Source organism: Streptomyces sp. NPDC058620 (assembly GCF_042717135.1).
In the GTDB taxonomy this organism is placed as follows: domain Bacteria; phylum Actinomycetota; class Actinomycetes; order Streptomycetales; family Streptomycetaceae; genus Streptomyces.
The window spans coordinates 1-13,135 of record NZ_JBHXQO010000098.1 but is presented as its reverse complement, the minus strand read 5'-3'; the positions used below and the strand labels follow the sequence as shown (position 1 = coordinate 13,135).

General features: G+C 72.2%; 12 protein-coding genes. 5 read left to right on the top strand and 7 right to left on the bottom strand.

All coding sequences use genetic code 11. The features are described 5' to 3' along the window. Positions 1–303: 303 nt before the first annotated feature. The 3 genes from ACFWSK_RS36435 (at position 304) to ACFWSK_RS36425 (ending at position 4,011) form a co-directional block, all read left to right on the top strand. Positions 304–765: a carboxypeptidase regulatory-like domain-containing protein gene (locus ACFWSK_RS36435; protein ID WP_383796104.1), complete on the top strand. Its 462-nt coding sequence runs from the start codon at positions 304–306 to the stop codon at positions 763–765. Positions 766–814: 49 nt separating this feature from the next. Beyond that, positions 815–2,206, top strand: a complete 1,392-nt coding sequence (locus tag ACFWSK_RS36430; protein ID WP_383796102.1) for an FAD-binding oxidoreductase — start codon at positions 815–817, stop codon at positions 2,204–2,206. Positions 2,207–2,385: 179 nt separating this feature from the next. Then, positions 2,386–4,011 (top strand): PucR family transcriptional regulator, encoded by a 1,626-nt coding sequence (locus tag ACFWSK_RS36425; RefSeq protein ID WP_383796100.1) that lies wholly within the window; start codon positions 2,386–2,388, stop codon positions 4,009–4,011. Between the two features lie 20 nt (positions 4,012–4,031). On the opposite strand, the gene ACFWSK_RS36420 is transcribed toward ACFWSK_RS36425, so the two are convergent. The 5 genes from ACFWSK_RS36420 to ACFWSK_RS36400 all read right to left on the bottom strand — a co-directional run bounded on the left by ACFWSK_RS36420 (position 4,032) and on the right by ACFWSK_RS36400 (position 9,301). Next, positions 4,032–5,126 (bottom strand): glycosyltransferase family 4 protein, encoded by a 1,095-nt coding sequence (locus tag ACFWSK_RS36420; protein WP_383796096.1) that lies wholly within the window; start codon positions 5,124–5,126, stop codon positions 4,032–4,034. A gap of 305 nt (positions 5,127–5,431) precedes the next feature. Next, positions 5,432–7,177 carry a DNA repair protein RecN gene (gene recN / locus ACFWSK_RS36415; RefSeq protein WP_383796093.1) on the bottom strand — a complete coding sequence of 582 codons (1,746 nt, stop codon included), beginning with the start codon at positions 7,175–7,177 and terminating at the stop codon, positions 5,432–5,434. Between the two features lie 96 nt (positions 7,178–7,273). Beyond that, positions 7,274–8,179: an NAD kinase gene (locus ACFWSK_RS36410; protein ID WP_383796091.1), complete on the bottom strand. Its 906-nt coding sequence runs from the start codon at positions 8,177–8,179 to the stop codon at positions 7,274–7,276. Continuing rightward, entirely contained in the window at positions 8,176–8,991 is an 816-nt protein-coding gene (locus ACFWSK_RS36405; protein ID WP_383796089.1) for a TlyA family RNA methyltransferase, read from the bottom strand. The genes ACFWSK_RS36410 and ACFWSK_RS36405 overlap by 4 nt, the downstream gene beginning before the upstream one ends. Before the next feature lie 7 nt (positions 8,992–8,998). Next, on the bottom strand, positions 8,999–9,301 hold the full coding sequence (locus ACFWSK_RS36400) for a hypothetical protein (protein WP_383796086.1): 303 nt from the start codon (positions 9,299–9,301) through the stop codon (positions 8,999–9,001). A gap of 44 nt (positions 9,302–9,345) precedes the next feature. Here ACFWSK_RS36400 and ACFWSK_RS36395 point away from each other — a divergent pair, with 44 nt between their 5' ends. Further along, entirely contained in the window at positions 9,346–9,693 is a 348-nt protein-coding gene (locus ACFWSK_RS36395; RefSeq protein ID WP_383796084.1) for an SCP2 sterol-binding domain-containing protein, read from the top strand. 15 nt (positions 9,694–9,708) lie between these two features. Here the strand turns inward: ACFWSK_RS36395 and ACFWSK_RS36390 are convergent, their stop codons facing one another. Further along, positions 9,709–10,512 carry an ABC transporter ATP-binding protein gene (locus ACFWSK_RS36390; RefSeq protein WP_383796081.1) on the bottom strand — a complete coding sequence of 268 codons (804 nt, stop codon included), beginning with the start codon at positions 10,510–10,512 and terminating at the stop codon, positions 9,709–9,711. Between the two features lie 155 nt (positions 10,513–10,667). Continuing rightward, entirely contained in the window at positions 10,668–11,696 is a 1,029-nt protein-coding gene (locus ACFWSK_RS36385; RefSeq protein WP_383796078.1) for an HAD hydrolase-like protein, read from the bottom strand. Between the two features lie 71 nt (positions 11,697–11,767). Here ACFWSK_RS36385 and ACFWSK_RS36380 point away from each other — a divergent pair, with 71 nt between their 5' ends. After that, entirely contained in the window at positions 11,768–13,045 is a 1,278-nt protein-coding gene (locus ACFWSK_RS36380) for a DUF1015 domain-containing protein (protein WP_383796075.1), read from the top strand. The last annotated feature ends 90 nt before the right edge of the window (positions 13,046–13,135 follow it).

Sequence of the window (13,135 nt, the reverse complement as noted above, 5' to 3'; positions counted from 1 at the left end):
CTCCCGCGCCGGCGGTTCCACCCCTCGTGGTCCCGGATCGCCCCGGTCGTATCCGATGCGTACGACCGGGGCGCGCCGGAAACGCCCCGGGTGGCGGCAGCAGTTGGGCTCGGACACACTGGATTACACGGGTGGGCAGATGGCGCTTCCGCATCGCCCCCTGCGGAGCGGTGGCTTGCGCGCCGGGCACGGCTGGACCGGCTTCGCCCCGGTCTTCTGCCGGGGAGCGGGCCAGGAGCGGCTTCACGTATTCCTTCCGCGGAGCGGATCACTGAACCGGCTCCGGCCGAGAGGAGACTCTCAATGTTCGGGTACGTACGAGCAATTCCCGGCAAAGAGCCGATCTTCATGATCAAGGTCAGCGTCTATCGCGGCGATCTGTCTCTCATTGACCGCGGCTACACCGATGAAGAGGGCCGATACGAAGTGGAGATTCCCGAAGGGGAATCGGTCACCGTACGGTTCGACACACATCACTCGCTCACCAACGCGGAGGAATGGCACCCGTCCGTGGTCGCGAACGTGACCGCCGACAACGCCGCCCCCCTGGACCGCTATCTGGTGCGAAGGGGGCAGGATTCCGATGAGGCGTCGTCCATGGACGCTCTCAACGGGTATCTGGCCGCCGCGGCTTCGAGTGATATCGAGGCAGACGCGCAGTACGCCCCCACAGCGGTGAGGCGCCTTTCCATGCTCAAACAGCCCAGTCGGGCACTCCAGGGGCTGCAGGAAGGGCTTATCCAGCATTTCCGCGAGCAGACCTAGAGGGGCATACGCTTGAACTGTCCTGTCACGCCTCCGGAAGGGGGCCCTCATGGCGCCCCGCACCACAACCGAAGCCGACCTCACCGGCCTTCGTGAGGATCTCGCGGGAGACGCGCTCACACCCGCCGATACGGGCTACGACGAAGCGCGCACCGTCTTCAACAGCATGATCGACCGGCATCCCTCGGTCATCGCCCAGTGCGAGTCCCCCACCGATGTGGCACACGCCGTGCGCTTCGCCCGCGCGCACAACCTGGAGATCGCCGTGCGAGGGGGCGGACACAGCGTCGCCGGCATGGCGCTGAGCGAGGGCGGCCTCGTCGTCGACCTGCGCCGCATGAACACGGTGACGGTCGACCCGGCTTCCCGGGCGGTACGGGTCGGCGGCGGAGCCATCATGAGCGACCTGGACCGGGCCACCCAGCCGTACGCCCTGGCGACTACGGGCGGCCGGGTCTCCACCACCGGTGTCGGGGGTTTCACACTCGGCGGCGGCTCCGGGTGGCTGGAGCGGAAGTTCGGCCTCGCCTGCGACAACCTGCTGGGCGTCGAACTGGTCACCGCGGACGGCGAGACGGTGCACGCGAGCGCCGACGAGAACCCCGAACTGTTCTGGGCCCTGCACGGCGGCGGAGGCAACTTCGGCGTCGCCACCTCCCTGACCCTGGAACTGCACGAGCTGCCGGCGATGAGCATGGCCCTGCTCCTCCACCCCCCGGCGGACGGCCGTGTCGTGGTGGAGACGTTCCGCGACGTGATGGAGTCGGCGCCGGACGAGGCGGGCGGTGGCTGCCTCTACCTGACCGCGCCGCCGGAGGACTTCGTACCGGAGCATCTGGTCGGCACCCTGGTCTGCACGACACTGATCACCTGCGCGGGACCGGAGGAGCAGGTCCGCGCCCTGGCCGCCCCGCTCCTCGCGCTCGACCACGAGGCCGAGGTCGTCGCCGAGCTGCCGTACGCGGAACTCCAGTGCATGCTGGACGACCCGCCCGGCATGCGGAACTACTGGTCCGCCGAGTATCTCGAGAGTTTCCCGAACGCGGCGGTGGAGGCGTTCTGCGCCCGCGCGTCGGACATTCCGATGCCCTCGGCGACCCAGCACGTGCTCTTCCCGATGGGTGGCGCGGTGACCCGGAACACCGACGGATACCCGCTGCCGTGGCGCTCCGCCCCCTGGGCCGTCCACCCCTTCGGTGTCTGGGAGAGCCCCTCCGACGACGCACGCAGCCGGCAGTGGGTACGCGACGTACGCGCCGCCATGCGCCCCTGGTCCGGTGGCGCCGTGTACCTGAACTTCATCGGCAACGAGGGATCGGACCGGGTCGTCGAGGGCGTCGGCGCCGAGAACTACGCGCGGCTGGCCGCGGTCAAGGCGAAGTACGACCCCGGCAACGCGTTCCATCTCAACCACAACGTCCGGCCCGCCGCCCAGGTGTGACGCACGGCATACCGACAGAACGACGGGCAAACCGGCCGTGCGCGCGACGAGTTGTCCAGCCGGGGTGGGCCCCTCTCACGGCGGGGGCGCCCCGTCGATGTTCACGGCCCCCCTTCGCCCGGTAACTTCCTGGTCAGGACGTCAGTCCGGACCCGAGTGGAAGCGTGAGGCCACAGTCAGTGGAGACCCAAGGCGGAATAACCGTCCAGCGCGCGCTGGAGCTCCCCGGGCTGCGTGGCGGGCTCCCGGAGGTCGTGGCCGGCGCGGACCGGCTGAACCGTACGGTGCGCTGGGTGCACGCCGGTGAGGTGCCGAACATCGCCTCGCTCCTCAAGGGCGGCGAGCTGCTGCTCACCACCGGCCTCGGGCTCGGTACCCGCCCCGCCGAGCAGCGGGCCTTCGTCCGCCGTCTCGCCGACCGCGGGATAGCCGCGCTCGTCGTGGAGCTCGGTCCGCGCTTCAGCCGCCTGCCGGCATCCATCGTGGACGCCGCGCGGGCGGCCGGGCTGCCGCTCGTGCAGCTGCACCGCGAGGTGCCGTTCGTGGCGGTGACCGAGGAGGTCCACACCGAGATCGTCAACGGGCACTACGCGCTGCTCCAGCAGGCCGAGGAAGTGCACAGGCGCTGCACGCACGCGTTGCTGGGCGGCGGCGGGGTTCCGCAGGTGCTCGGCATCCTGGCGGACTTCACCGCCAACCCGGTCTTCCTGGAGACCGCGGACGGCCAGTTGCTGTACGCGGCGGGCACCGGGGCACGTCCGGGGAGCGCGGACCCGCTCCAGGTCTGGGACGGGATGCGCGGCGGGCGTGCGGCCCGCGAGACCCCGCCCACCGGGGCCCTGCTGGTGGATGTGCCAGGCGGGGGCGCGGGAGCCGGCTCGGTGCGGGCCAGAGTCGTGCTGCTGGCCGTGGACGGGCCCCTGGTGCCCGTCCACCGCATGGCGGCCGAACGGGCCGCGGGACTCATCGCCGTCGTCCTGATGCAGGCGCGCCAGGAGGAGGAGCTGGCGGCACGTGGCCGGGGCGACTTCCTCACCGACCTCGCCGAGGGCCGGATCACCGCCGAGGACGCGCCCGCCCAGGCGAAGGTCCTCGGTTTCAAGCCGGGCGAGGCTCCGCTGCTGCCCGTGGTGATGCGCATGGCACCCGAGCTCTCCCCCTCGGGCAACTGGGCGCTGCTCGCCCGCGCGGTCCTGGAGGAGCTGTCGTCGGTCGGCGTGCCCGTGCTGCTCGGCGTACGGCCGGTCGAGGGCAGGGTTCCGCTGCTGCTGGGACTGCGCTCGGAGACCGAACGCACGGCGGTGTCCGACCGCGTCGCGGCGGCCCTGCGGGCGGGCGTGGCACGCGCCGGCCTGGAGCGCGCCGGATCGCACCCGCCGGTCGTGGTGGTCGGTGTGGCGGGCGGCTGGGCGGCGGCCGGAGCGGGGCTGCGGCACGCGGCGGAGACGGCTGCCGCGGCGCAGGGGCTGAGCGACCGTCCGTGGTACGACGCCCGGCGTCTCGACATCGATCTGCTGCTGTGGCGGCTGCGGGACCATCCGGACCTGGCGGCGTTCGTGGACCGCGCGATCGGCCCGCTGCGAGACCACGACCGCACCTCGCGGCCCCCGTTGCTGCCGACCCTGGAGGCGTATCTCGCCCATGCGGGCCGCAAGGCGGAGACGGCCCGCGAACTGCACCTGAACCGGCAGACGCTCTACAACAGGCTGGCCCGCATAGGTGAGTTGCTCGGTACCGATCTGGACGATCCGCAGACGGTGCTGGCCCTGAGCCTGGCCCTGCGCGCCCGCCGCCACGCCCCGTAACCCCCGCTCCGGACCGCGGTTCAGCGCGGGTGGGCCAACTGGGGCTGCGCCAACTCGTCGTACACGGCAAGCACTTGCGCGATCGTGTCGTCCTCGGTCGGCCAGTCGGCGGCCTGTACGGTCCCCGCTGCCGCGAGCCGCTCGCGCTGCTCCGGATCGCCGAGCAGCCGGCTCACGGCGCGGGCGAGCGCTTCGGCGTTCCCGTACGGGACGAGCTCAGCGGCGTCGCCCACGAGTTCGGGTACGCCGCCGACCTCGGTGGCGACCAGCGGAACACCGAGCCGCAACGCCTCCTGGGCCAGCAGTGACCGGCCCTCCCAGCGGCTGGACAGGATCGCCACATCGGCGGCGGCGAGAAGTTCACCGACGTCCTCCCGGCAGCCGATGAGGCTGACGGGCAGCTGCTCGTCCCTGATCCGGCGCTGCAGGGCCGCCCTGCCCGGCCCCTCCCCAGCGATCACCAGCAGGGGCACGGGGTCGAATTCGCGCCACATGCGTGCCGCGTCCAGCAGGGTGTCGTAGCCGTGGGCCGGCACGAGGCTGCCCACAGACATCAGCAACGGCCGCTCCACCGCTCCCAGTTCGGCCCTCGCCTTGCCGTCGTGCACGCTGACGGGGAAGCGGGCGAGCGGCATCGCGACCGGTGCGAGCCGGGCGTCGCGCGCGCCGCACCTGCGGGCCCGGTCGACCAGATCCGACGACGTACCGAGGACAACGGCCGCCGCACGGGCGGCCCTTCGCTCCATCAGACGCACCAGCCTGCGCCGGGCGCCTTCGGCATGGGACCGGGTGTGCCAGGTCAGGACGAGCGGGGTGCGCCGCCCGCTGAGCGCCAGCCCGGCGCGTACCGCCGCGTGCGGCCCATGGGCGTGTACGACGTCGGCGTCCGCGCAGGCCGCACGCAGCGCGGCGACGGCGGAGGGGTCACTGCGCCGGGGCACCGGTGCGAAATGGGCTCCGGTGGCGGGAAAGTCGTAGGCGCGGTCCAGCTCGGCCGGTGCGCAGACCGTGACCCGCACGCCCCTGGCCACGAGCCCCGCGGACAGCGAGCTGACGTGCGCACTGCTGCCCGCACTGCCCCCGCCGAGGACTTGGACCGTATGCAGCTGTGACACGTTGGATGGCTCCCGGGGCTCCCGAGTCGGCGGTACGTACAGCGCCAAGGATGCCAGTCCGTACGCACGTTCCGGGACCGCCGGATCCTTGTTGCCGTGCGCCTGGTGACAACGAGCCGGGCCACCCCACCCGAACGGGTGAAACGGATGGCGCGCTATTGCCGCCGGACGCCGGAGCCGGTACCCGGCGGGCAGCCTGTCGGCGCCTGCTCCGGGGCCGCGGGTCCGCCCGGGCGCGTCCTCCGACGCGCCCCCGGCCCCGGCCCCCGCCCGGCTCCGGCCCCCGCCCGGCCCCGGTGCCCGCGCTACCTGTCCGCCCGTGCGGACGCCAGCAGCTCCTCGGCGTGGGCGCGGGCGGTCTCCGAGTCCTCCTGGCCCGCGAGCATCCGCGAGAGCTCCCTGACCCGGTCCTCGCCCTCCAGGACCGTGACGCCACTCCTCGTCACGGAACCGTCGACCGTCTTCTCGACCAGCAGCTGCCGGTCCGCGAAGGCGGCCACCTGGGGCAGATGTGTCACGACGACGACCTGCGCCGACCGGGCGAGCTTCGCGAGGCGCCGGCCGACCTCGACGGCGGCCTTGCCGCCGACGCCCGCGTCGACCTCGTCGAAGAGGTAGGTCGGTACGGGGGCGGACCCCGCGAACACCACCTCGACGGCGAGCATCACACGGGACAGCTCACCGCCCGAGGCGCCCTTGGCGATCGGCCGGGGCGGGGCGCCGGGGTGCGGTGCCAGGAGCAGTTCGACCTCGTCGGCCCCGGAGGGACCGTAGACGACGCTCCGCCCGCCGATGTCGATGCCGGACGCCTCGTCCGGCGCCTCCGTCTGCCTGATCGCGAACGAGACGCGGGCGTGCGGCATCGCGAGCGACGCCAGCTCCTCGGTCACGGCACCGGCGAAACGCTCCGCCGCCTCCGTACGCGCGTCGGTCAACGCCTGACCGAGTCCGGAGAGTTCGCCCCGCAGCGCGTCGCGTTCCGCCGTCAGCTCGCCGATCCGGTCGTCGTCGCCCTCCAGCTCGGTGAGCCGGGCGGCTCCGTCCTCGGCCCAGGCCAGGACCGCGTCGACGTTCTCGCCGTACTTGCGGGTGAGCGCCGTGAGTGCCGCGCGCCGCTCCTCGACCGCGGCGAGCCGCAGCGGATCGGATTCCAGCTGGTCGGCGTAACCAGCCAGCTCACCGGCCACATCGGCCAGCAGGATGGAGATCTCCCCGATCCGGTCCGCGAGCCCGGCCAGCGCCGGATCGTGGGCCCGTACGGCCTCCAGGGAGCGGCCCGCCGCCGCGACCACGGTCGTGGCGTCGACGGCTTCCTGATCCTCCGGGTTGCCCGCGAGGGCTCCGTGCGCGAGGGCCGCGGCGGAGGCGAGCGCGTCGGCGTGGCCGAGCCGTTCCGCCTCGGCGGCCAGTTCGAGGTCCTCGCCCGGCCGCGGTTCGACGGCGGCGACCTCGTTGAGTCCGAAGCGCAGCAGGTCCGCTTCCTGGGCCCGCTCGCGGGCACGCGTGGTCAGCTCGTCGAGTTCCGCGGCGACCGTGCGCAGCCGCCGGTAGGCGGACGCGTACGTGGCGTGGGGCACGTCGACGTTGTCGCCCGCGTACCGGTCCAGGGCCTGGCGCTGACGGGCGGGCTTGAGGAGCCCCTGCTGATCGGTCTGGCCGTGGACGGCGACGAGTTCGTCGGCGAGCTCCGCCAGCACCCCTACGGGGACGGATCTGCCGCCGAGATGGGCACGCGACCGCCCTTCGGCCGAAACGGTACGGCTGATGAGCAGCGCACCGTCGTCGAGTTCCGCCCCGGCCTCCTCGGCACGCAGCGCCGCCGCGTCGCCCTCCGAGACCGTGATCCGCCCCTCGACGACCGCGGCCTTGGCACCGATCCGCACGAGCGCGGGATCGGCGCGGCCGCCGAGCAGCAGTCCCAGACTGGTGACGACCATGGTCTTGCCCGCGCCGGTCTCGCCCGTCACCGCGGTGAAACCGGGTGACAGCTCCACCACCGCGTCGTCGATGACTCCGAGCGACCGTATCCGCATCTCCTCCAACACGGACACGACCTTACGAGGTCCGGACCCCGGTGTGCGACGGGGCCCGGTCCCCGGTTCACTCTCCGGTGCGCGGAACGGTGACGATGCCGGGCATCCGGGCGATCAGTGGGGCGCTCCCCGCCACCCCGAAACGGGCAGCGCGAACTTGGCGACGAGGCGGTCCGTGAACGATGCCTGGTGCAGCCGGGCCAGCCGGACGGGCACCGCCCCGCGCCGGACCTCGACCCGTGCGCCCGCGGGCAGCTCCACGGTCCTGCGCCCGTCGCACCACAGCACCCCGTGCGGGGTGTGCGGCTGGACCTCGACGGCGAGCACCGAGGTCGGGGAGGTCACGAGCGGTTTGGCGAACAGCGCGTGGGCGCTGATCGGCACCATGAGCAGGGCCTCGACCTCCGGCCAGACCACGGGTCCGCCCGCCGAGAACGCGTACGCGGTCGAACCGGTCGGGGTCGCGCAGACGATCCCGTCGCAGCCGAACCCGGTGACGGGCCGGCCGTCGATCTCCAGAACGACTTCCAGCATCCGGTCGGGCGACACCTTCTGCACGGCTGCCTCGTTGAGCGCCCAGTCGGTGTGCACGATGTCGCCGTTGCTGTGCACGACGACGTCGAGCGTCATGCGCTCCTCGACCTGGTAGGCGCGGGTGACGACCCGCTCGACCACCTGGTCCAGGTCGTCCCGCTCGGCCTCCGCGAGGAAGCCGACACGGCCGAGGTTGACGCCGAGCATCGGTACCCCGGAGGCCCGGGAGATCTCGGCGCCGCGCAGCAGGGTGCCGTCCCCGCCGAGGACGATCAGCAGCTCGCAGCCGTCCACCGCCGCGGGGCCGGTCTCGCAGACGATCTCCACGGCCGGCGGCAGCGGCAGATCGGCGGCCTCATGGGCCAGCACCCGTACGCCGAGACCGTTGCGCAGCAGCCCCTGCACGACGAGTTCGGCGCTGCGGATCGCGGCCGGCCGCCCGGTGTGCGCGAGAAGAAATACTGTTCGTGCCGTATTCGTCGTCAACGAGGCCCCTCCGCCACTGCACGGTCGACATCTGCGGGATCGAGCTCAGGTGCTCCAGCCCGCAGCCACAGAAAGTACTCGACGTTCCCCGAGGGCCCGGGCAGCGGACTTGCCGTCACACCCCGCACCCCCAGGCCCAGCAGACCGGCCCGGCGCGCCACCTCCCGTACCGCCTCGGCCCGCAGTTCGGGGCTGCGGACCACTCCGCCGCTGCCGAGCCGCTCCTTGCCCACCTCGAACTGCGGCTTGACCATGAGGACCAGGTCCGCGTCCGGGGCGGCGCAGCGCGCCAGAGCGGGCAGCACGAGCCCCAGCGGGATGAACGACAGGTCGCCGACCACCAGGTCGGCCGGCGTTCCGTCGATCTGTTCCAACGTCAGTTCGCGTACGTTGGTACGGTCCTTGACGGTGACGCGTTCATCTGACTGCAACGACCAGGCGAGCTGCCCGTAGCCGACGTCGACGGCGACGACATGGTCGGCTCCGGCCCGCAGCAGTACGTCGGTGAAACCACCGGTCGACGCGCCGGCATCCAGCGCCCGCCGCCCCTCCACCGTCAGTCCCAGGGGGACGAAGGCGCCGAGGGCGCCGGCCAGTTTGTGCCCGCCGCGCGAGACGTACTCCGGATCGCTGTCGTCCTTGGTGACGACGACCGCGGCGCTGGTCTCGACCTGCGTGGCGGGTTTGGTCGCGGTGGCGCCGCCGACGGTCACCCGCCCCGCTGCGATCAGCTGGCTCGCGTGCTCGCGAGAGCGGGCGAGATTACGGCGTACCAGCTCGGCGTCGAGGCGGCGACGTGCCACTCCTGCCACGTTCGGTTCAGCTCCTGTTGTCGTACGGGGTCATCGGCGCGGGTGCGGGCCGGGCGTCCAGTGCGGTCAGCGCGTCGCGCAGCCCGCGGTGTACATCCTCGTACACCTCGGTGTGCCCGTCCGCCGCGAGGTGGTCCGCATCGGCCAGACGCTCCAGCCGCGCGTCCACCTCGGCGTTCCCCGTGGGGGTGCGCACGACACCGAGGGGCGTGGGCGCCGCGGGCTCGAAGGAGGGCGGGGCAACCGGTTCCGGTTCCTCGGGAGTGCTCCCGGGCGCCGTCTCCGGCCCCGGCATCCAGTCGTCGCTCATGCCGAAACGCTACCTCGAAGGGCTGAGGTAGCGTCGACGGCGATATGGCGACCATGGCGGAGTGCCGCAGCGCACTCGACAGACTTTCCGACAACCTCACCGGAGCCGAGGGGGACGTGCGTGCCGCCGCCGACCTCGACCGGTCACTGAGCTGTCACATCAAGGATCTCGATGTGACCTTCACCGGACGGCTGAAGGACGGCCGGATCCGGGTTGACGACACCGTCGAGGGGCCACCTCGGGAGAAGGCCCAGATCCGTCTGGCGATGACCGGCGACGATCTGGTGGCCATGGTGGACGGCGAACTGCACTTCGCGAAGGCGTGGGGCTCGGGCCGGGTCCGTCTGGAGGCCGGATTCCGGGATCTCCTGAAGCTCAGATCGCTGCTGTAGGGGTCCGCGGCCCGCTCAGGCCGTGAGCCCGGCCCGTGTCTTCCGCGCGGCCGGGACCACCAGGGGTGTGCCCGTCTCGGGGTCGTCGATGACCTGGCAGCGCATCCCGAACACCTCCTCGACGAGTTCCGCCGTGACGATCTCGGCGGGGGCCCCCTCGGCGACGATCCGGCCCCCGCGCATCGCGATGAGGTGAGTGGCGTACCGCGCGGCATGGTTCAGGTCGTGCAGGACGGCGACGAGCGTGCGCCCACGGGTCTCGTGCAGTTCCGCACACAGGTCGAGCACGTCGATCTGGTGCTGGATGTCGAGGTACGTCGTCGGCTCGTCCAGCAGTAGCAGCGGGGTCTGCTGGGCGAGCGCCATCGCGATCCAGACACGCTGACGCTGCCCGCCGGACAATTCGTCGACATAGCGATCGGCCAGCTCACCGACGCCGGTGGACTCCATGGACTCCACGACGACGCGCTCGTCCTCGGGCGACCACTGCCGCAGCAGACCCTGGTGCGGGTAGCGGCCACGCGCGACGAGGTCGGAGACCGTGATGCCGTCCGGTGCGATCGAGGTCTGGGGCAGCAGCCCGAGCAGCTTCGCGACCTTCTTGGCGGGCATGGCGTGGATGGACTGCCCGTCCAGGAGGACCTGTCCCCGACTGGGCTTCAGCATCCGGGACAGCGCACGCAGCAGGGTCGACTTCCCGCAGGCGTTCGGGCCGACGATCACCGTGAAGGAGTTGTCGGGTATCTCGACCGAGAGGTCCTCGGCGATGACCCTCTGGTCGTAGCCGAGGGTCACCGAGTCTGCGGTGAGGCGCTGCATGGTCGTACTCCCGGAGTTGGTGGGCCTCATGTACGGGTGACCGGCCCCGTGGCCGGTCGGGAGCCATGCCACCGTACGGAAAGTTAGGTTAGCCTACCCTCCTACCACGCGGGCTCCCCCGGTCACGGGCCCTACGGCTCTACAGCTCTACAGCTCTACAGCCCCAGCCTCGCGAGCACCTTCCCCGCGTCCAGGCCGCACGAACCCTCGCCCGCGTACGTCCAGGCAGCCCCGCAGAGCGCCCGCAACCCGTCGAGTTCGTCGCCCTCGCCCTCCAGCGCCAGCTCGTCCCCGCGCACGGAGGCGCTCCAGCCACCGCAGCGCACCGCGTCGCCCTCCGCCGTCACCTCGGGCTGCCCGGTGAGCAGTCCCCGCAGGTCCCGGTCCACATACGTCGGCCGGTAGCGCGGCTCGGCGGCCAGCAGCTGAGCGGCGTCCGTCACCCCGGTGAGGACGAGCAGCGAGTCGACACCCCCGTTGAACGCCCCCTCGATGTCCGTGTCCAGCCGGTCCCCGACGACGAGCGGCCGCTCGGCCCCGGTCCGCAGCACGGTCTCCCGGTGCATCGGCGGCAACGGCTTCCCCGCGACCTGCGGCTCGGCACCCGTCGCGATCCGGACGACCTCCACCGCGGCGCCGTTGCCGGGCGCGATGCCACGGGCGCTCGGGATCGTCAGGTCGGTGTTGGACGCGAACCACGGCAGCCCGCGCGCCACCGCGTAACTCGCCTCGGCCAGACGGCCCCAGGGCATGTCCGGACCGCCGTACCCCTGCGCCACCGCCGCCGGCTCGTCGTCCGCAGACTCCACGGGCACCAGACCGCGCTCGCGCAACGCGACCCGCAGCCCCTCCCCTCCGATCACCAGCACCCGTGCGCCGGACGGCAGCTGATCCGCCATCAGCCGGGCCACGGCCTGCGCGGAGGTGATCACATCGGCGGCCTCGGCGGGCACACCCAGTTCGGTCAGATGCTCCGCCACCGCGTCCGGCGTCCGCAGCGCGTTGTTCGTCACATAGGCGAGGTGCATCCCGCCGTCCCGCGCCGTGCTCAGCGAGTCGACGGCGTGGACGATGGCGTGGCCGCCCGCGTACACCACCCCGTCGAGATCGAGCAGGGCCGTGTCGTACGCCTCGTTCAGCGCCGCACGGCTTCCGAGCGGTCGGGACCTGTACTGCTGGCTCATATACGTACGCTCCTCATTCATGCCTCTCCCCCGATCATCGCGTATGTGCGGAGCGCACATACGATGCAGAAATGAACACATCAGGTCCCGCAGAACCGGGGCTGCGTCTGATCCCGTTCCGTGGACTTCGTTACGTCCCCGAGCGGGTCGGCAGTCTTGCCGCGGTGACCTCACCGCCGTACGACGTCGTCGTCAGGCCCGACGGTCTCCACCACCTGGAGTCCGCGGACCCGCACAACATCGTGCGGCTGATCCTCCCGCAGGCCGACACGGCCGCGGCCCGCCATGAGCAGGCCGCGGAGACGCTCGACGGCTGGCTCGCGGAGGGCGTGCTCGCCCCGGACCCGGCGCCTGTGCTGTACGTCTACGAGCAGCGCAACAGCGAGATCCTGCAGCGGGGTCTGATCGGCGCCCTGGCGCTCTCGCCCGCCGCCGACGGCATCGTGCTCCCGCACGAGGACGTCATGGCCCATGTCGTCGAGGACCGGGCCGACCTGATGCGCACGACGGCGGCCCACCTGGAACCGCTGCTGCTCACCTACCGCAGCGACGGCCGGCCCACCGGCACGACGGCCGTGATCGAGCGGATGGTGGCACGCCCGCCGCTCCTCGCCACCACGACCGAGGACGGGTTCAACCACCGCCTCTGGGCCGTCACGGACCCTGCGGAGAGGGCCGAGATCGAGTCGGATCTCTCCCGTCACCAGGCACTGATCGCGGATGGTCACCACCGCTGGGCCACGTATCTCAGGCTCCAGCAGGAGCAGACCCGCCCCGGGCCCTGGGACTTCGGCCTGGTCCTTCTCGTGGACACGGCCCGCTATCCGCTCCAGGTCCGTGCCATCCACCGGCTGCTGCACGGGCTCCCGGTGTCCGACGCCCTCGCCGCCCTGGACGGCCTCTTCCGCATCCAGGACGTCGAGGGGCCGCTCCCTCACGCACTCGACGCCCTCGCCAGGGCCGACGCCCACGGCAACGCGTTCCTGCTCGCGGGCGACGGCCGCTTCCACCTGGTCGACCGCCCGGACGAGGCGCTCCTGGCCCGCACGGTCCCCGCGGACCGTCCGCAGGCATGGCGGACGCTGGACGCGACGGTCCTGCACTCCACCCTGCTCGACCATGTCTGGCAGATCCCCGACGCCCCGGAACGCATCGCGTACATCCACGACGCCGCCGCCGCCGTCGAGCAGGCCGAGCGCCGCAACGCCACGGCGGTCCTGCTCCACCCGGTACGGGAAGAGGTCGTCCGCGACCTGGCCAGGCAGGGCGTCACGATGCCGCGCAAGTCGACCTCCTTCGGCCCCAAGCCGGCCACGGGCCTCGTGCTGCGCAGCCTCGACCTCGACTGACCGGGCCGCAAACAGAAGAGGGCGGCACCCCGACCGGGGTGCCGCCCACGTCGCATCAACGCGTAACCCTACGGGGCCTCGACCGAGTCC